The organism is Streptococcus sp. Marseille-Q7087 (assembly GCF_965111935.1).
On sequence record NZ_CBCOPJ010000001.1, the window covers coordinates 464,955 to 483,739 of the forward strand.

General features: G+C 38.4%; 17 protein-coding genes. All 17 read left to right on the forward strand.

Going from position 1 to position 18,785, the window contains the following annotated elements:
- Positions 1–154 precede the first annotated feature (154 nt).
- The 17 genes from ACWPVF_RS02435 to ACWPVF_RS02515 all read left to right on the forward strand — a co-directional run bounded on the left by ACWPVF_RS02435 (position 155) and on the right by ACWPVF_RS02515 (position 18,748).
- A complete protein-coding gene (locus ACWPVF_RS02435) occupies positions 155–904 on the forward strand; it encodes an ABC transporter ATP-binding protein (protein WP_223333450.1) in 750 nt (249 codons plus the stop codon).
- Positions 885–2,519 carry a hypothetical protein gene (locus tag ACWPVF_RS02440; RefSeq protein WP_454384491.1) on the forward strand — a complete coding sequence of 545 codons (1,635 nt, stop codon included), beginning with the start codon at positions 885–887 and terminating at the stop codon, positions 2,517–2,519. Before ACWPVF_RS02435 ends, ACWPVF_RS02440 begins: the two co-directional genes overlap by 20 nt.
- Before the next feature lie 199 nt (positions 2,520–2,718).
- Positions 2,719–3,882: a class I SAM-dependent rRNA methyltransferase gene (locus ACWPVF_RS02445; RefSeq protein WP_414278078.1), complete on the forward strand. Its 1,164-nt coding sequence runs from the start codon at positions 2,719–2,721 to the stop codon at positions 3,880–3,882.
- Positions 3,879–4,556, forward strand: a complete 678-nt coding sequence (aroD, locus tag ACWPVF_RS02450) for a type I 3-dehydroquinate dehydratase (RefSeq protein WP_214262249.1) — start codon at positions 3,879–3,881, stop codon at positions 4,554–4,556. Before ACWPVF_RS02445 ends, aroD begins: the two co-directional genes overlap by 4 nt.
- Complete coding sequence (locus tag ACWPVF_RS02455; RefSeq protein WP_454384493.1) at positions 4,546–5,400, forward strand: shikimate dehydrogenase; 855 nt, start codon at positions 4,546–4,548, stop codon at positions 5,398–5,400. The genes aroD and ACWPVF_RS02455 overlap by 11 nt, the downstream gene beginning before the upstream one ends.
- Positions 5,401–5,419: 19 nt before the next feature.
- Positions 5,420–6,487, forward strand: a complete 1,068-nt coding sequence (aroB, locus tag ACWPVF_RS02460; RefSeq protein ID WP_454384495.1) for a 3-dehydroquinate synthase — start codon at positions 5,420–5,422, stop codon at positions 6,485–6,487.
- A gap of 9 nt (positions 6,488–6,496) precedes the next feature.
- Positions 6,497–7,663, forward strand: a complete 1,167-nt coding sequence (gene aroC, locus ACWPVF_RS02465; RefSeq protein ID WP_454384497.1) for a chorismate synthase — start codon at positions 6,497–6,499, stop codon at positions 7,661–7,663.
- 9 nt (positions 7,664–7,672) lie between these two features.
- Entirely contained in the window at positions 7,673–8,776 is a 1,104-nt protein-coding gene (locus tag ACWPVF_RS02470; protein ID WP_454384499.1) for a prephenate dehydrogenase, read from the forward strand.
- 11 nt (positions 8,777–8,787) lie between these two features.
- Positions 8,788–9,126 (forward strand): YlbF/YmcA family competence regulator, encoded by a 339-nt coding sequence (locus tag ACWPVF_RS02475; RefSeq protein WP_454384501.1) that lies wholly within the window; start codon positions 8,788–8,790, stop codon positions 9,124–9,126.
- Positions 9,127–9,379: 253 nt separating this feature from the next.
- Complete coding sequence (locus ACWPVF_RS02480; RefSeq protein ID WP_454384503.1) at positions 9,380–10,540, forward strand: TPM domain-containing protein; 1,161 nt, start codon at positions 9,380–9,382, stop codon at positions 10,538–10,540.
- Positions 10,541–10,709: 169 nt separating this feature from the next.
- Positions 10,710–11,993: a 3-phosphoshikimate 1-carboxyvinyltransferase gene (gene aroA, locus ACWPVF_RS02485; protein ID WP_454384505.1), complete on the forward strand. Its 1,284-nt coding sequence runs from the start codon at positions 10,710–10,712 to the stop codon at positions 11,991–11,993.
- The gene (locus ACWPVF_RS02490) at positions 11,986–12,462 is read left to right on the forward strand and encodes a shikimate kinase (protein ID WP_454384507.1); all 477 of its coding nucleotides are present in this window, start codon (positions 11,986–11,988) and stop codon (positions 12,460–12,462) included. Before aroA ends, ACWPVF_RS02490 begins: the two co-directional genes overlap by 8 nt.
- A complete protein-coding gene (gene pheA / locus ACWPVF_RS02495; protein ID WP_454384509.1) occupies positions 12,459–13,307 on the forward strand; it encodes a prephenate dehydratase in 849 nt (282 codons plus the stop codon). Before ACWPVF_RS02490 ends, pheA begins: the two co-directional genes overlap by 4 nt.
- Entirely contained in the window at positions 13,304–14,632 is a 1,329-nt protein-coding gene (locus ACWPVF_RS02500) for an LCP family protein (RefSeq protein ID WP_454384511.1), read from the forward strand. Before pheA ends, ACWPVF_RS02500 begins: the two co-directional genes overlap by 4 nt.
- A gap of 140 nt (positions 14,633–14,772) precedes the next feature.
- Positions 14,773–15,618 (forward strand): LicD family protein, encoded by an 846-nt coding sequence (locus ACWPVF_RS02505; protein WP_454385780.1) that lies wholly within the window; start codon positions 14,773–14,775, stop codon positions 15,616–15,618.
- Positions 15,602–16,570, forward strand: a complete 969-nt coding sequence (locus tag ACWPVF_RS02510; protein WP_454384513.1) for a glycosyltransferase family 2 protein — start codon at positions 15,602–15,604, stop codon at positions 16,568–16,570. The genes ACWPVF_RS02505 and ACWPVF_RS02510 overlap by 17 nt, the downstream gene beginning before the upstream one ends.
- A gap of 21 nt (positions 16,571–16,591) precedes the next feature.
- A complete protein-coding gene (locus ACWPVF_RS02515) occupies positions 16,592–18,748 on the forward strand; it encodes a LicD family protein (RefSeq protein WP_454384515.1) in 2,157 nt (718 codons plus the stop codon).
- Positions 18,749–18,785: the final 37 nt, after the last annotated feature.

The window sequence follows — 18,785 nt, forward strand, 5'->3', positions numbered from 1 at the left end:
CAATTTGACAATCATTTTACCACAAAGCCAAGGAATACGCAAACGTTTGCGCAAATCTAAAAAATATTTTCGACTATTTTATCAAAAGTGTTGATTTTTTTGTATCAAAATGCTAATATAATAATATAAAAAATATAAATATAGGAGTCAGCCCATGATTGAATTTCAAAATGTTAGTAAGTTGTATGGTGATAAAGAGGCTTTGAGCAATCTCAATTTGCAGATTGAAAATGGAGAGATTATGGGTTTAATTGGCCATAATGGTGCTGGAAAATCGACCACTATAAAATCCTTAGTCAGTATCATTTCACCAAGCAGTGGTCGTATTTTGGTAGATGGTCAGGAGCTATCGGAAAATCGTTTAGCGATCAAACGAAAGATTGGCTACGTAGCAGACTCGCCTGACTTATTTTTGCGTTTAACGGCCAATGAATTTTGGGAATTGCTTGCCTCATCCTATGATCTAACTAGCTCTGACTTGGAGTATAGTCTAGCTAGGCTATTGAGTGTTTTTGATTTTGCTGAAAACCGCTATCAGGTTATTGAAACTCTTTCTCACGGAATGCGTCAGAAAGTCTTTGTCATCGGGGCACTCTTGTCTGATCCTGATATTTGGGTCTTGGACGAACCCTTGACTGGTTTGGATCCCCAGGCTGCCTTTGATTTGAAGCAAATGATGAAGGAACATGCACAAAAAGGTAAAACAGTTTTGTTTTCGACCCATGTCTTAGAGGTAGCCGAGCAAGTCTGTGATCGGATTGCCATTTTGAAAAAGGGGCATTTGATTTATTGTGGTAGCGTGGAGGACTTGAGAAAAGACCACCCAGATCAGTCTTTGGAAAGTATCTACCTTAGCCTTGCTGGTAGAAAAGAGGAGGTTACAGATGCGTCTCAAGGTCATTAAAAAATTAGTTGATATCAATATTCTCTATTCATCTAAAGAAGCTAATTTGGCTAACCTACGAAAGAAGCAAGCTAAGAATCCTGATAAAAAGGTTGATGTATCAGGGAAATTGTTGCGTTCTTATCTTGCTTCTAGTTTGTTGCTACTCATCTTATTTTCTAATCTAGCCTTTCGTTTTCCTTTTGAGGAAATGCCAAGTTTTTTTAGTACCATGGTTGCTATTTTACTGGTGCTTGCCTTTTCAACGTCTTTCACTGCATTTTACAATGTCTTTTATGAGAGTAAGGACTTGGCCTCCTATAGTCCCTATGCCTTTAAAAAATCAGAAATTATAATTGCTAAAGGACTGTCTGTCCTCTTGCCAGCTCTAACTGGAATTGTACCAATCCTAGCTTATTTTCTAGTCCTCTATATTAGGCTAGCTCCTACTCTTTGGCTGGGTTTGCCCTTGATGTTGCTGTCCTTGGCCTTATTATTTGTCTCTGTGACTCTAGTGATGGTAGTGGCAGTGCATTTCTTGGCTCAAACTGCGGTTTTTAGAAAGTATCAGTCTATTTTTGCGAATGTGATGATTGGGATAGGGGTTATCACGCCTTTATTATTTGTCTTCTTTCTACAGTCGACTTCTGGAGATATAGTTGACAGAGTTAGAGACATTCCACCTCTTCTTTATCCTATTCATCTCTTTTACAAAATAGCAGTGGAGCCTTTTTCGACAGAGGCTATACTGGGTCTGCTCGCTTGGATAGGACTAACTCTCTTCTTACTTTATCTGACCAAAAAGAAGGTTCTTCCTCGTTTCTATGACATTATCCTGCTTAACAGTGAGGAGAAAGTCATAAAAGAACGTCGCAGTAAAGAGGGGATTTCAACGACTAAAAAGGGATTTTTCCGCATGGTTTTACGCTACAACCTCTCCCTATTGGGACAGGGGACTGGCGTCATTACAGTGCTTTTTACAAGTGCCTTTCTTCCTTATATCATGATGATCGGATGGATTTCCAAAATTCGAGATTCTCAGTTAGTTCCAGATATTCATCCTCCATACTGGTTACCCTTGTTTTTTGTAGGAGTGTTTATAGCAGTTTTAAATAACAATATCACAAGTCTACCTTCAATCGGGCTATCTCTGGAGAGGGAAAATTTTGATTTTCTGAAGAGTTTGCCCTTTGACTTTGCTCGTTATGTGAAAGTGAAATTTTGGATTATATTTGCTGTTCAGTCCTTTTTACCTATCGTGATTTTACTTGGTCTTTCCCTTTATTTAGGCTTGCCAATCCTTTCGATGATTTACCTTCTTGCGGCATGGATTCTTGCCAGTGTTATCCTTGCTTGTCGCCATTATTTTAAGGACGTGAAAAACCTGTCAACTAATTGGACTAGTATTACGGACCTGGTGAATCGTTCAAATGGCATAGTCACAATGGTTCTATTGCTTATTTATAGTGTAATCCTAATGGCCCTTGTAATTGGTAGCTTATTCTTGGTTCAGTCTCTCTCTACTATCCTTGCCATCAGCTTGGGAGTAGGAGCTCTTATCCTCCTGCTTGGTCTTGCTATATTTAGCTGTCATTACTATCTATCACGCATATTGACAGAAATAGAAAAAAGATGAGATAGTTGGTCGCTTGCTTGATAAATTTTATAAAAAGAAATGCTCCTCCAAGACGGAAGAGCATCTTTTATTGTGATTCTCACACAATTACTTCCTAATTTTAAATGAGTATTAGTATACCATTTTTTAAAACGAGAGTAAAAAAGTAAAGGTTGTTTCTATTTTGTGAATTTTCAACAAATTTGATATAATTGTATCTATGAAAAAAGTGTTCGTCAGCCGGCGTGTCGAAAAAAAGCTGAATAAGGGTCAGATGGTTTTAGAAGAGATTGATTTTCCAGAGCTATCTGAAACTAATCAAGAAGTTGAGCTTTTCAGCCAAAGCAAAAAATTTTTAGGGAAGGCTTATTTATCCAGTCAAAACAAGGGGATTGGTTGGTTTGTAACCAACCAGAAAGTTTCTTTTAATCAAAAGTTCTTTGAAAGCTTGTTTGAAAAAGCCAAACACAAACGTTCTTCCTACTATCAGGATGAGTTGACAACTGCCTTTCGTTTGTTTAATCAAGAAGGCGATGGTTTTGGTGGAATGACGCTGGATCTCTACGGAGATTATGTTGTTTTCTCTTGGTATAACTCCTATATCTATGGTCTTCGCCAAGAGATTATGGCAGCCTTCGCTCAGGTATTTCCAGAAGTCTTGGGTGCCTATGAAAAGATTCGCTTCAAAGGTCTAGATTATGAGTCTGCCCATATCTATGGTCAAGAAGCAGCTGAATATTTCACTGTTCTTGAGAATGGAGTCTTGTACCAAGTCTTTATGAATGACGGCCTAATGACAGGGATCTTCTTGGATCAGCATGAAGTTCGTGGGAGCTTAGTTGATGGTTTAGCAATGGGGAAATCCTTGCTCAATATGTTTTCCTATACAGCAGCCTTCTCAGTCGCTGCAGCTATGGGAGGAGCTAGTGAAACAACCTCTGTGGATCTAGCCAAGCGTTCGAGAGAACTATCAGAAGCTCATTTTCATGCTAATGGTTTGAGTCTAGACAATCATCGATTGCTTGTCATGGATGTCTTTGAATACTTTAAATATGCTAAGAGGAAGGGTTTGAGCTACGATGTGATTGTTCTGGATCCGCCTAGTTTTGCCCGAAATAAAAAACAAACTTTCTCTGTAGCGAAGGATTATCACAAGTTGATTTCCCAAAGCCTAGAGATTTTAAATCCAGGTGGAATCATTATTGCTAGTACTAATGCTGCTAATGTTTCCCGTCAAAAATTCACAGAACAAATCGACAAAGGATTTGCAGGTAGAAAATATCAGGTCCTTCAAAAGTATGGACTTCCAGCAGACTTTGTCTACAATGAAAAAGATGAAAGTAGTAATTACCTCAAAGTGATTACCATGAAGGTTAGTAAATGAAATTAATTGTTTCCGTAATGCCAAGAAGTTTAGAGGAGGCTCAGGCTATTGATGCGATGCGCTACCATGATGCCGATATCATCGAATGGCGAGCTGACTTCTTACCAAAGGAAGCTATTTTGCAGGTAGCACCAGCTATTTTCGAAAAATTTGCAGGACGTGAGCTTGTTTTTACCTTGCGTACTCGTGCTGAGGGTGGTCAAATTGAACTCTCTTCAGAAGAATATGTTCAAATTATCAAGGAAGTAGCCCAGCTTTATCAACCAGATTATATTGATTTTGAGTATTTTAGCTATAGGGATGTTTTTGAGGAAATGTTAGAATTTCCAAACCTTGTCTTGAGCTACCATAATTTCCAAGAAACACCTGAAAATCTAATGGAAATCTTGTCTGAGTTGACAAGTTTAAACCCTAAAGTTGTGAAAATCGCAGTTATGGCTCATACAGAACAAGATGTATTGGATTTGATGAACTTTACACGTGGCTTTAAAACATTGAACCCTGAACAAGAATATGTAACCATTTCTATGGGGAAAGTGGGTAAGGTCTCACGTATTACTTCGGATGTAACGGGCTCTAGCTGGTCTTTTGCAAGTCTGGATGAAGCCAGTGCTCCAGGACAGATTTCTCTATCTAGCATGAAAAAAATTCGGGAGATTCTTAATGAAGATTGATGGCTACACACGTTTAGCAGCTGTAGTCGCAAATCCCATTAAACACTCCATTTCTCCCTTCATTCACAATACAGCTTTTGAGGCAACCAGTACTAATGGTGTTTACCTTGCTTGGGAAGTAGAAGCGACTGACTTGGCAGAAACAGTTGCCAACATTCGTCGTTACCAGATGTTTGGAATCAATCTTTCTATGCCCTACAAGGAGCAGGTGATTCCTTATTTGGATCAATTGAGTGAAGAAGCTCGTTTGATTGGTGCTGTCAATACAGTGGTGAATCGAGAGGGAACTTTAATTGGATATAACACAGATGGCAAGGGATTCTTTAAGAGCTTGCCTTCTTTTAAAATATCTGGGAAAAGAATGGTCTTGTTAGGAGCAGGCGGTGCAGCCAAGGCAATTTTGGCGCAAGCAATCTTGGATGGAGTCAGTCAAGTTTCTGTCTTTGTACGTTCGGCTTCAATAGAAAAAACAAGACCTTACTTAGAAAAACTACAAAATGAAACAGGGTTTAAAGTAGATTTATTTGCTTTAGAAGATGTTTCTGAACTGCAAGCAAGGATAACTGATTCGGATTTACTGGTAAATGCGACTAGTGTTGGTATGGATGGAGTATCTCTGCCAATCCCAGCAAGTGTCCTTTTACCAGAGAAGCTTTTGGTAGCTGATGTGATTTATCAACCCTTTGAGACACCATTTTTAAATTGGGCAAGAAACCAGGGCAATCACGCTGTTAATGGCCTAGGCATGTTGCTTTACCAAGCAGCTGAAGCTTTTCAGTTATGGACTGACAAGGAAATGCCAACTGATCAAATCTGGGAATTATTAAAACAAAAGTATCAATAATGAAAAAAGGAGAACTGCTATGAAAATCAAAATAGACCTTCCCCACCATCCTTATGATATTCAGATTGAAAAAGGATACCTGTCTCAAGCAGGAAAATGGTTGCGGGAACTTTGGCAACCGCAAAAAGTCGTTATCATTACCGATAACCATGTGGCTTCTCTCTATGCAGAAAAAGTTAAATTGAGCCTAGAGGATGCTGGTTTTCAAGTGGCAGTTTTTGACTTCCTAGAGGGTGAAGAGCGAAAAAATCTAACCACGGTTCAAAAAGCTTATGAATTTTTGGTCAAGCAAGACTTGACTCGTAGCGATGGTATCGTAGCTCTAGGTGGTGGAGTTGTTGGTGATGTGGCTGGCTTTGTAGCCTCAACTTACATGCGAGGCATTCACTTTGTTCAAATTCCGACCAGTTTGACTGCTCAAGTGGACTCTTCAATCGGTGGTAAGACAGGAGTGAATACTCCTTTTGCCAAGAATATGGTGGGAACTTTTGCTCAGCCAGATGGTGTTTTAATTGATCCAACCGTTCTTGAAACCTTAGGTAAGAGAGAGTTGATTGAAGGAATGGGTGAAGTCATCAAGTATGGCTTAATTGAAGATCCAGAGCTTTGGGACCTATTATCTAAAATGGATGGTTCTGTGGAAAGCATTTTGGAACATTCAGAAAGTTTGATTGAGCACTCTTGCCAAGTGAAGCGCAAGATGGTAGTTGAAGATGAATTGGACAATGGCATTCGTTTGTATCTAAACTTTGGTCATACAATTGGCCATGCTATCGAAGCGACTGCTGGTTATGGACGTGTCATGCATGGTGAGGCAGTAGCGATGGGAATGGTTCAGGTCTCCAAAGTAGCAGAGGGGAAAGGCCTCATGCCAGCTGGGATCACTCAGTCTATCCGAGAAATGTGTCAGAAATTTGGCCTTCCTGTTGATTATGAAAACTGGGATGTTGATAAGCTTTATCAGGCTTTGACTCATGATAAAAAAGCGCGTGGAAACACTATGAAGTTAGTTTTGGTACCAGAACTTGGTTCAGCCACTATTCACCCCGTCTCACTCGAAGAAATGAAAGATTACTTGGTAAAATAAGGAGAAGGTATGAGATATTTAACAGCGGGAGAATCACACGGTCCTCGTCTGACTGCAATTATTGAAGGAATTCCAGCAGGCCTTCCTTTGACTGCCGAGGATATCAATGAGGATCTCAAACGTCGCCAAGGTGGTTACGGTCGTGGTGGTCGCATGAAGATTGAGAGCGATCAGGTTGTCTTTACTTCTGGCGTTCGTCATGGAAAGACGACAGGAGCTCCTATCACCATGGATGTTATTAACAAAGACCACCAAAAATGGTTGGATATCATGTCTGCCGAGGACATTGAAGACCGCCTTAAAAGTAAACGAAAAATCACTCATCCTCGCCCAGGTCACGCTGACTTGGTAGGAGGTATCAAATACCGCTTTGATGATTTGAGAAATTCCCTGGAACGTTCATCTGCTCGTGAAACGACTATGCGAGTGGCAGTCGGGACTGTGGCTAAACGACTATTGGCTGAGCTTGATATTGAAATTGCTAACCATGTTGTTGTCTTTGGTGGTAAGGAAATCGATGTTCCAGAAAACTTAACAGTTGAAGAGATCAAAAAACTAGCTGCCCAGTCAGAAGTTTCTATCGTCAACCAAGAACGTGAGCAGGAAATCAAGGACTATATTGATCAAATCAAACGTGATGGAGATACCATCGGTGGTGTTGTTGAAACGGTTGTCGGTGGTGTTCCGGTTGGTCTGGGTTCTTATGTTCAATGGGATCGCAAACTAGATGCAAGACTAGCTCAAGCGGTTGTCTCCATCAATGCCTTTAAGGGAGTGGAGTTTGGTCTTGGTTTTAAAGCTGGTTATCTCAAGGGTAGCCAAGTCATGGATGAAATCCTCTGGTCACCAAAAGATGGCTATACTCGTCGCACTAATAATCTTGGTGGTTTCGAAGGTGGTATGACTAACGGCCAACCAATTGTTGTCCGTGGGGTCATGAAACCAATTCCAACTCTATATAAACCATTGATGAGTGTCGATATCGAAACTCATGAGCCTTATAAGGCAACGGTGGAGAGAAGTGATCCAACTGCTCTTCCAGCAGCAGGTGTCGTTATGGAAGCGGTCGTAGCAACGGTCTTAGCCCAAGAAATTCTAGAGAAATTCTCTTCAGATAATCTGGAAGAATTAAAAGAAGCTGTTGCAAAACATCGGGAGTATACAAAGAATTATTAAGGAGTTCTTATGGCAAAAACCATCTATATCGCAGGGCTTGGTTTGATTGGTGCTTCCATGGCACTGGGGATTAAGAGAGATCATCCTGATTATGAGATTTTGGGATACAATCGTAGTCAGGCGTCCAGAGATATTGCCTTGGAGCGAGGAATGATCGACCGTGCGACGGATGATTTTGCCACTTTTGCTCCACTTGCAGATGTCATCATTCTTACCTTGCCAATCAAGCAAACCATTGCTTTTTTACAAGAATTGGCAACATTGGAACTAAAAGAAGATGTCATTATTTCTGATGCTGGATCGACCAAGTCAGCTATCGTGTCTACAGCTGAGAAGTGTTTTGCAGATAAGCCTGTTCGCTTTGTTGGAGCTCATCCTATGGCAGGTAGTCATAAGACAGGAGCGGCCTCTGCAGATGTTAATCTTTTTGAAAATGCCTATTATATCTTCACGCCTTCGAGCTTAACAACCCAGGATACGCTTGAAGAAATGAGGGACTTGCTGTCAGGTCTGCACGCTCGTTTCATTGAAATTGATGCTACAGAGCATGACCGAGTGACTTCTCAGATCAGTCATTTTCCGCATATCTTAGCATCAGGCTTGATGGAACAAACTGCTAGTTATGCTGAAGAACATGAAATGGCACGACGTTTTGCGGCAGGTGGTTTCCGTGATATGACTCGGATTGCCGAAAGTGAGCCAGGCATGTGGACTTCTATTCTCTTATCCAATCGAGAAACTATTATTGAACGCATCGAGGATTTCAAGCGACGTTTAGATGAGGTTGGACAAGCTATTAGCAAGGGTGATGAAAACCAAATCTGGAACTTTTTCAATCAAGCGCGTGAACAACGTCAAGCTATGGAAATCCATAAACGAGGAGGAGTAGATAGCTCATTTGACCTCTATGTCGATGTTCCCGATGAGGAAGATGTTATCTTGCGCATCTTGGAATTGCTACGAGGAACTTCCTTGGTCAATATCCATATCAATGAGGAAAACCGTGAAGATATTCACGGGATTCTGCAAATTTCCTTTAAGAATGCTCAGGATTTAAAACGTGCTGAGCAAGTCATTACAGAAAATACAAATTACACAGTCGTTATTAAATAAGGAGGACAATCATGTCAAATATTTATGATAGTGCAAATGCACTAAGTCGTGGACTACGCGAATTGCCAGAGTACAAGGCAGTAAAAGAAGCTAGAGATGCCATCCAAGCAGATGCAGAAGCAAGCAAAGTTTTTGCAGATTATATTGCTTTTCAGCATGAAATCCAAATCATGGCACAAACTGGTCAAATTCCAGATGCTTCTTTCCAAGAAAAAATGGAATTTTTTGGTAAGTTGATTCAAGGTAACGCCCTCTTGTCAGAATTCTTTGCCAAACAGCAACAACTTTCTATCTACCTTTCTGATATTGAAAAAATTGTCTTTGAACCAATTTCAGAATTGCTAAAATAAAAAACTTATTTTGTTTATGATTTATCGGTATTTTCTCAATCGTATTTTTATTATCGGTAACTACTGTATAAGCTAGAATTATTAGCCTGGTCTGTTTAATAATGACTATGGGAATGATTGTCTTTACTAATAATCAAAATGCAAAACAAATTTGAAAGTTTCTAACTATAGAGCTGAGTTAATTGGAGCAGAGAAAGATGCAAAGTTTATCCCTAAAATCAATTTAACTGATTAGTCTTGTGGGGAATCTCCTATGAAAAAGTTAATTTTACTCTTAATTATCCCTTTATTCTTTTTTATGCCACTAGTGGCGGCTAATATAGCTGTTCCAGATCGGCCTTTAAATGGTATTTACGATCCTAATGGGTATTTAACCACTAGTGTTGCAGAAACGTTAGAGAGTATGAATGCTGGAAGTGAAACCCAAGTAGGTATTTACATTGTAGATACCCTGGACGGTTCCAGTATCGAAGAGGTAGCCAATGAGGTTGCACGCAAATGGAAAATTGGGAAACAAGATTCCAATAGTGGAATTTTAATCGCTATTGCTATAAAGGATAGGAAGTTTCGTATTGAAACATCCAACGAAGCAGCAATTTGGCTTACTGACTCGAAGGTTAGTTCTTTACTAAATGATTCGAAACCTTACATGAAAGAAGGGAAATATACTGATGCTCTTAACAGAATTCTAGTAGGTATCTCTAAAGCCGAATCTGGGAAAGCTGAAATCATTAACAAGAAAGAGAATAAGAATAGTTGGCTTTCAAAAATTTATGAAAAATCATTAAAAAATAATGAAGGCCCTAGTAAGTATTTTGATTACATTCCGTTTCCGATATTGTTTTATCTAATGTTCTTTCTTTTACTGAGTTTAGTAACGTGGTTCAGGTACTTAAAAAGATGTCGCTTTTCTAAGTATGAGTACGAGGGAAAGGGGAAGCTGTATCCAGATTTTCCTGACTTTGTACCTAACGATACGTGGACTGAAGAACGTAAATCTTACTATAAAAAAAATAAGCGTTTAATTAGGTCTCAATATAACTACACAGGATATAACAAACTCTATCCAGACTCAAAAGGTTTTCTACCTAATGATTCTTGGACTACATTACTGATAGAAGCATACCACGCAGAAGTTAAAAGAAAGCAACTAGATAGGCTGAACCGCTCTCAATACTCTTATAATGGGAAGGGAAAACTCTATCCAAACGATAAAGATTTTGTGAAGAATGCTTCTTGGACTTCCGAGCTCAAAAAAAGCTACTTTGCTTCACAAAGAGTACAGTCAAGTTCTTATGGTAGATTAGATTCTTCTACATCTAGATATGATACTAGTAGTTCTAGTTCATCTTGGTCTTCTGATGATTGGGATGGCGGTGGATTTGATGGTGGTGGCTCTTCAGATAGTTGGTAAATTGAAAATGAAAAAGAATTGCTATTAAAAAGCTTCAGGTTGAAATAAATCAAAAAGGCAAAAGTGTATTGAAAAAATATTATTAACTATCATAAAGTCAGGAATTTTTAAGAAATTTCTGACTTTTTATGATAAAATAAGAAAAAGTATTGTCAGTATGAGGTCTAGTATGAAGTTAAAAACAAACATTAACCATTTGAATGGTAGTATTCAGGTACCAGGTGATAAGTCCATCAGTCATCGCTCTATTATTTTTGGAAGCTTGGCTGAAGGTGAGACTAAAGTTTATGATATCTTGCGTGGTGAAGATGTCCTATCAACCATGCAAGTGTTTCGTGACCTTGGTGTTGAGATTGAGGACAAAGATGGTGTCGTTACCATTCAAGGTGTTGGGATGGATGGATTGAAAGCCCCTAAGAACGCTCTCGATATGGGGAATTCTGGGACATCTATTCGTTTGATTTCAGGCGTCCTTGCAGGTGCAGACTTTGAAGTGGAGATGTTTGGAGATGACAGTCTTTCTAAACGCCCTATGGATCGTGTGACCCTTCCTTTGAAAAAAATGGGAGTTAGTATTTCAGGTCAAACAGAGCGAGACTTGCCACCTTTGCACTTAAAAGGTACAAAAAATTTAAGACCTATTCAATATGAATTGCCAATTGCCTCTGCTCAAGTTAAGTCAGCCTTGATTTTTGCGGCATTGCAGGCTCAAGGCCAGTCTGTCATCATTGAGAAGGAGTGCACTCGTAATCATACAGAAGATATGCTACGTCAATTTGGCGGAGACTTGAGTGTCGATGGTAAGAAAATCACAGTCCAAGGGCCACAAAAACTAAGTGGGCAAACAGTTGTCGTACCTGGAGATATTTCTAGTGCAGCCTTTTGGTTAGTGGCAGGTTTGATCGTCCCAAATTCTCGAGTGGTACTTAAGAATGTTGGTATTAATGAAACTCGTACAGGGATAATAGATGTTATCCGTGCTATGAGTGGGAAATTAGAACTTACTGATATTAATCCAATTGCCAAGTCTGCAACCTTGACTGTCGAAACTTCAGATTTGAAGGGAACAGAGATTGGTGGAGCCTTGATTCCACGTTTGATTGATGAATTGCCAATTATCGCGCTCCTTGCAACCCAAGCTCAAGGGCAAACGGTTATCAAAGATGCTGAGGAGCTTAAGGTTAAAGAAACTGACCGTATTCAAGTTGTTGCTGATGCTTTAAATAGCATGGGAGCAACTATTACTCCTACAGCAGACGGAATGATTATCGAAGGGAAATCTACCCTCCATGGTGCCAGAGTCAACACCTTCGGAGACCACCGTATCGGTATGATGACAGCCATTGCAGCTCTCTTAGTTACAGATGGAGAAGTAGAATTGGACCGTGCCGAAGCTATCAATACTAGTTACCCAAGCTTCTTTGATGATTTGGAGACTTTGATTCATGGCTAAAATTTTACTAGGATTTATGGGGGCAGGAAAATCTACCATCGCTAGAGGATTAGATCCTAACTTCGTAGATATGGATGCCTTGCTTGAAGACCGACTGGGGATGTCGATTGCTCGTTTCTTTGAAGAAAAAGGAGAAGCAGCCTTCCGTCAGATAGAAGAAGAAGTTTTGGCTGATCTGCTAAAGACAGATCAAGTTATCTCCACAGGAGGAGGAATAGTCATTTCTCCTCGAAATCGTGCCTTGCTTAAGCAAAATCCAGACAACATCTACCTAAAAGCAGATTTTAAGACTCTCTATCAGCGTATTTCAGCCGATAAGGACAATCAACGCCCACTATTTTTAAAGAATAGCAAGGAAGATTTGGCAGCTATTTTTAATGAAAGACAAATCTGGTATGAGGAAGTGGCTAGTCAGATTGTTGATGTATCAAGATTAAGCCCAGAGGAAATTATAGAGGAACTGAAATGAAAATTGCCTATCTAGGTCCCAAAGGATCTTTTTCGCACCATGTTGTGCAGACGGCTTTTCCACATGAGGAACTAGAGCCTTTTTCAAATATTACGGACGTTATCAAGGCCTATGAACAAGGTTTGGTAGACTATTCAGTAGTGCCAGTTGAAAATTCTATTGAAGGTAGTGTTCATGAGACTCTAGACTATCTTTTCCATCAAGCTCGGATTCAAGCTGTGGCAGAGATTGTTCAGCCAATCCATCAACAGCTGATGGCAGTACCAGGACAGTCTAAAATAGAGAAAATCTTTTCTCATCCGCAAGCATTAGCCCAAGGAAAGAAATTTATCGATGAACATTTTCCAGATGCTCAATTAGAAGTAACGGCAAGTACAGCCTATGCTGCTCGGTACGTTTCTGAACATCCAGATCAACCATTTGCAGCTATTGCTCCAAAAAGCTCTGCTGAAGAATATGGATTAAAACTGGTCGCTCAAGATATTCAAGAAATGGAAGCCAATTTTACTCGTTTTTGGGTTTTGGGGCTTAACTTACCACAAATCCCTTTGAAAGCAAGTTCTGAAAAGATGAGCCTGGCCTTGACCTTGCCGGATAATCTACCAGGTGCATTATATAAGGCACTTTCTACCTTTGCTTGGCGCGGGATTGACCTGACTAAAATTGAAAGTCGTCCCCTAAAAACAGCCTTGGGTGAATACTTTTTTATCATTGATGTCGCTTATACTGATAAAGAACTGGTCCATTTTGCTCAAAAAGAACTAGAAACGATTGGAATCCAGTATAAAATACTAGGATCTTACCCTATCTATACCATACAGGATAAAGGGAAGGAGAAGGAATGACTAGAGAGAATCCTCTAACACACCATGAAAAATTACGTTATGACTATCTCTTGAAAAATATTCATTATCTAAATGAAAGGGAAAGAAGAGAGTTTGCTTTTTTGCAAGCGAAGTTAGATGGTCAACAAGACGTCCGTCCGGTTGAAAAGGAAGAGACAGATGATTCAGAATATCAAGGCTTTTCTGAATCTAACACTGGTCTACCAAGTTATACAAATCGTACTCGTGCAAGCCGACGTACTAGTCAATCTCAACCAAAAGCTAAACTTCCAAAGCAAAAGAAACAAAAGAAAAAAAGAGGTTTTCGTTTTAAACGCTTATTTGCTTGGTTAGGGATGTTATTGCTTTGTGTAGCAGTAGGGATGATTTTCATGTTCTTAAAGGGATTTCAATCAGCGAGTCCGAATAGTTCAAGTGGTCCCAAAGATGCCAAAGCTGCTCAGGTTGAAGTCTTCAATGGACAGGATACTCGTGATGGGGTTAATATTCTTATTTTGGGTACGGATGGACGTATCGGACAAGATAGTTCGGAAACTCGGACGGACTCTGTCATGGTTTTAAATGTAAGTGGTAAAGATAAAAAATTGAAGCTTGTTAGCTTTATGCGTGATAACTTGGTCTATATTGATGGGTATAGTCAAGTCATCAATGGTCAAAAACAGACCGACCATAAATTAAACTTAGCCTACGAATTAGGGGAACAAGAAGGTAAACAAGGAGCCGAAAGGGTTCGTAAGGTGCTCAAGGATAATTTTGATCTAGACATCAAATATTATGCCCTTGTCGATTTCCAAGCCTTTGCAACAGCCATTGATACGCTTTTCCCTGATGGTGTGACCATTGATGCTCAGTTTTCAACTCTAAATGGGGTCCCAGTTACAGAAGCGACTGTAGGAGATGACTTGCACGCGACGGAAACTGAGTCACCGACTCAAACCATTCGAGCTGGGAAACAACAGATGAATGGTTCGACTCTTCTCAACTATGCACGTTTCCGTGATGATGATGAAGGGGACTATGGGCGTACTCGTAGACAGCAACAAGTCATGACTGCTGTTTTACAACAAATTAAAGATCCGACAAAACTTTTCACTGGTTCGGAAGCTCTTGGTAAAGTATTCGCCATGACCTCTACAAACCTTCCATATACTTTCTTATTGACCAATGGTTTATCAGTCCTTGAAGGTGCGCAGAATGGTATTGAAAGATTGACAGTTCCAGAACTTGGAGACTGGGTAGACGACTTTGACGTATACGGTGGTCAATCCCTTCGAGTGGACCAAAAAGCTTACCAAAATAAACTGGCCCAGATGGGATTTAGATAAAATATAAAATGAATCAGAGCTTGAGGTACCTATAAAAATAGGTATCTCAAGCTTTGATTTTTCACATGGTCAGATGGATTTATAAACTATTTTTATGGTATAATAGAATGATGTATTCTATAGAAGAGGAAGAGAATGAGATGAGTGATTTAAAGGCAATTCAAGCTCGTAGCCTAGAGATGGCTGAATATTTTGTCGCCTTTTGTAAAGAACACGGATTGCTCTGTTATTTGTGTGGTGGAGGAGCTATTGGAGCTCTCCGAAATAAAGGTTTTATTCCTTGGGATGATGATTTAGACTTCTTTATGCCTCGCAAGGATTATGAAAAATTAGCAGAGCTATGGCCTCGTTATGCGGACGAGCGTTACTTCCTATCAAAAAGTGATAAAGACTTTATCGACCGCAACCTCTTTATCACTATTCGAGACAAGGAAACAACTTGCATCAAGCCTTACCAACAAGATTTGGACCTCCCACATGGCTTGGCCTTGGATGTTCTTCCCTTGGACTACTACCCTAAAAATCCAGCTGAACGTAAGAAACAGGTACGTTGGGCTTTGATTTATTCTCTCTTTTGTGCCCAAACCATTCCAGAAAATCATGGAGCTCTCATGAAATGGGGAAGCACGATTTTATTAGGATTAACTCCTAAAGCCCTTCGTTATCGTATCTGGAAAAAAGCTGAGAAAGAAATGACTAAGTATGGACCAGCTGAAAGTGATGGCATCACAGAATTATGCTCAGGTCCAGGTTACATGAAGAAGAAATACCCAATTCAAGCCTTTGAAGATAATATTTTCTTACCTTTTGAAGGAACAGAGATGCCTATTCCAGTTGGTTACGATGCCTATCTTAGCACAGCTTTTGGAGACTATATGACACCACCACCAGCTGACAAGCAAGTACCTCACCATGATGCTGTTATAGCAGATATGGATAAAAGCTATACAGAATATAAGGGAGAATACAATGCAAGAAAAAATTAGTATCATTGTTCCTGTATACAACGTAGAAAAATATCTTGAACGATGTGTTGAGTCGATTTTAAAGCAGACTTATACGAATTTTGAATTGCTTCTTATTAATGATGGTTCGACAGACCAGAGTGGTGAAATATGTGATCAACTAGTTTCTAAAAATGGAAATATCAAGGTTTTTCATCTTGAGAACGCTGGGGTCTCTAATGCTAGAAATGTAGGTATTCAACATTCAAGAGGAGAATGGATTACTTTTATTGATAGTGATGATTTTATTACACCAGATTATTTGGAAACTTTAATAAGTGTAGTTGATAGTGACGATTCTATCGGCTTTAGTATAGCGCGTCTCCACCATATAAAAAATGGTCAAATTACAGAACTACCAGTTTTTTCAGGAAAGAAAGAAAAGTGGTCGACAGAGCAGACAATGAGAGAATTATTGATAACAACCCGGACTTCTTTTTTCCCTGTTGCAAAATTGTTTAAAAGGGAGATTATTTCAGATTTTACATTTAATACAGACTATCATTTGGCTGAGGATGCTTTGTTTTTAACAGAAGTTTTACTAAAAACCAAATGTACAAGCGTATTTATTGACAAACCAATCTACTATTATGACCATAGGCAGGGTAGTGCAACAACTTCTGTCAATACTCATGTATTTGATACCATAGAAGTCTATAAGATTATTATTTCGGATGTTTTTCAAATATTCCCACAACTAAAAACTGAATTAGTGAACAGGGAGTGTTGGTCCTATATCACTGTGTACGATAAAATAATCTTTACAGAATCAGATCAATATCGAACAGAAAAAAATAAGTTGCGAAAGTGGATTATCAATCATTTGTCTGAGATATTAAAAGATCCTTATTTTACTAATTTTCGAAAAATAGCCGTTTTGTCTCTCCTTGTTTCTCCATGGATTTATAAACAAATTGTCGGCTTGAATCAATAATGTCATTTAAAGGAGTTGAAGATGAATTTTTCAAAAACGAATGAATGCTTTGAAAAATCAAAATTTTGGATTTCATATCTGTTTGTTTTTATATCGATTTTAAGCATGAGTTCCTTAGTTTATAAAGTAACAAATCCTGTTTATAAGGGATTATCAGCGGTTGTTGTTCTTTGTATTTGTTTAACCTTATTATTAAATTGGAAACGAATAGAAATCGATAAAAAGTTCCTAGGTTTATTTGGGCTTTTGGCGGGGAGCCATCTAGTAGCAACATTGGTTAATCGTTCGGGCCACTTGATGGGAAATATGGTTGAAATCTTCTTTATGATTACCTACATTTTACTATTTACCATGGTGAATTTAGAGTATCTTAAGAAGTTAATTCGCTTGATTGCAGGAACGGTTCAAATTGTTTCTTTTTTCTCAGCCATATTTGCTTTTGTTCTTTTAATATTTAGAGTCTTAATATTATTTAAAATTGGAGAACAATCCTATTATTATGGTGTTATGAATGGACGCTTGTGGGGAATTGTTAATCCAAATGCAAGTGCTATTTTTTCTTATATCAGCATTGTTTTTGCTTTGTACCTTATTCATAAAGGAAGTAAATACTCAGTTTATCTAAAGATAAACAATCTGATTCAGTTAATCTATTTTGCAACCATGCAGAGTAGAGGAGCACTCTTATCAGTCATTTTGATGCTTGGAATTTATTGTCTTTTTATTTCTAGAGGAAAATTACTCAAAAAATGGCTTACTTTTCTAGTAGCTAGTATATTACTCACAGGTAGCAATATTGGTATTAGTTATGTAACTTCTATATACATTTCAGCAACTAAGGCAACTGTAATTGACTTGAATAAAGGCAAATCATACTCAGAGACAGATTCGGACATAGCCAAGAAAAACGGGGAACTTCACCTAATCGAGACGACACCAAGTGGACGTACTTATATTTGGAAAAATGCTATTAAAATGGGAAATGCAAAACCGTTATTTGGCTATGGTGTTCGAAATGTTACCGATTACTATACAGAGTACTTTAGCAAATTTGAAATTCAGAATTCACTGATTGGTGGGAATTTCCACAATATATTTGTAACAATTTTTGTAAGTTCAGGATTATTAGGTTTACTTTCTTTCATCATTTTAATAAGTTATATCGCTAGAAGATTTGTTACTTATTTAATTGTGTCTAAGAAGAATAGCGAAAAATTTATTATGATTCTATTTTTTGGTATTTTATTTGGACAATTGTTTGAAAGTCAGATTATGTATTCTACAAACTTTATCAATATTATTTTCTGGTTAGTGATTGGCTATGGTTTAACGGTCTGTTCGAAAGAAAAAAATATCCGTTATGAGGAAGTGACAGATATTTCTGAAATCCAACAGATGGAATTAGGAATCATGGAGTATATTCATGAAGTTTGTCAGAAAATTGGTGTTAAGTATTTCTTAGCTTATGGTAGCTTAATTGGCGCAGTTCGTCATCAAGGTTTTATTCCATGGGATGATGATATGGATATTTGTATGCTTCGAGATGATTATGAAAAATTACAAGATTATCTGATTGCACATCCAGACGAGAGATACGAAGTCATGTCTTATAAAAATAATATCAATTATGTTTATCCTTTTATGAAGGTTCAAGATAATCGAACCTACCTACTTGAGGAAGATGTGCGAATTGATTCAAATATGGGTATCTATGTAGATATTTTCCCTGTAGATGGTTATGAAGATGATCAAGCGTTTAAGGATAAAATGACTAAAATCATCAAGAAACGCCAGTTAAGTTGTTATACTTTCAAGGGAATTACGAATACTAAAAGTGTAGTAAATTCAATGATCCGCTATATTTCTGTTATTATCTTTTATTTCACAAACACAAATAAGTACGTTTCTCAAATCGATGAATTGGCAAAATCTAGAAAAGTAGAAGATTATGAACAAGTAGACTACCTTATCTATAAAGATATGAATAAACCTGTTTGGAAACGAGAATGGTTAGAAAATGTTGAAATTGGTAATTTTGAAGGTAAGGAATTCATGATACCAAAACACTACCATGAAATTCTTACTTCAGATTATGGAAACTATATGCAGTTGCCACCAGTGGAGCAACAAGTTTCCCATCATGACTTCAAACTATGGAAAATTGTAGAGAATGGATAATATTTTTTCATCTTAGGAAAGAGTAAAAAATAGGAGT

What these genes read in the sequence shown, in the direction of transcription:
- ACWPVF_RS02480 (WP_454384503.1), top strand. Translation starts at nt 9,380, where the DNA reads ATGAAAAAGTTAATTTTACTCTTAATTATCCCTTTATTCTTTTTTATG.
- aroB (WP_454384495.1), top strand. Translation starts at nt 5,420, where the DNA reads ATGAAAATCAAAATAGACCTTCCCCACCATCCTTATGATATTCAGATT.
- ACWPVF_RS02445 (WP_414278078.1), top strand. Translation starts at nt 2,719, where the DNA reads ATGAAAAAAGTGTTCGTCAGCCGGCGTGTCGAAAAAAAGCTGAATAAG.
- ACWPVF_RS02500 (WP_454384511.1), top strand. Translation starts at nt 13,304, where the DNA reads ATGACTAGAGAGAATCCTCTAACACACCATGAAAAATTACGTTATGAC.
- ACWPVF_RS02490 (WP_454384507.1), top strand. Translation starts at nt 11,986, where the DNA reads ATGGCTAAAATTTTACTAGGATTTATGGGGGCAGGAAAATCTACCATC.
- aroC (WP_454384497.1), top strand. Translation starts at nt 6,497, where the DNA reads ATGAGATATTTAACAGCGGGAGAATCACACGGTCCTCGTCTGACTGCA.
- ACWPVF_RS02475 (WP_454384501.1), top strand. Translation starts at nt 8,788, where the DNA reads ATGTCAAATATTTATGATAGTGCAAATGCACTAAGTCGTGGACTACGC.
- aroD (WP_214262249.1), top strand. Translation starts at nt 3,879, where the DNA reads ATGAAATTAATTGTTTCCGTAATGCCAAGAAGTTTAGAGGAGGCTCAG.
- ACWPVF_RS02455 (WP_454384493.1), top strand. Translation starts at nt 4,546, where the DNA reads ATGAAGATTGATGGCTACACACGTTTAGCAGCTGTAGTCGCAAATCCC.
- ACWPVF_RS02505 (WP_454385780.1), top strand. Translation starts at nt 14,773, where the DNA reads ATGAGTGATTTAAAGGCAATTCAAGCTCGTAGCCTAGAGATGGCTGAA.
- aroA (WP_454384505.1), top strand. Translation starts at nt 10,710, where the DNA reads ATGAAGTTAAAAACAAACATTAACCATTTGAATGGTAGTATTCAGGTA.
- ACWPVF_RS02435 (WP_223333450.1), top strand. Translation starts at nt 155, where the DNA reads ATGATTGAATTTCAAAATGTTAGTAAGTTGTATGGTGATAAAGAGGCT.
- ACWPVF_RS02510 (WP_454384513.1), top strand. Translation starts at nt 15,602, where the DNA reads ATGCAAGAAAAAATTAGTATCATTGTTCCTGTATACAACGTAGAAAAA.
- pheA (WP_454384509.1), top strand. Translation starts at nt 12,459, where the DNA reads ATGAAAATTGCCTATCTAGGTCCCAAAGGATCTTTTTCGCACCATGTT.
- ACWPVF_RS02470 (WP_454384499.1), top strand. Translation starts at nt 7,673, where the DNA reads ATGGCAAAAACCATCTATATCGCAGGGCTTGGTTTGATTGGTGCTTCC.
- ACWPVF_RS02515 (WP_454384515.1), top strand. Translation starts at nt 16,592, where the DNA reads ATGAATTTTTCAAAAACGAATGAATGCTTTGAAAAATCAAAATTTTGG.
- ACWPVF_RS02440 (WP_454384491.1), top strand. Translation starts at nt 885, where the DNA reads ATGCGTCTCAAGGTCATTAAAAAATTAGTTGATATCAATATTCTCTAT.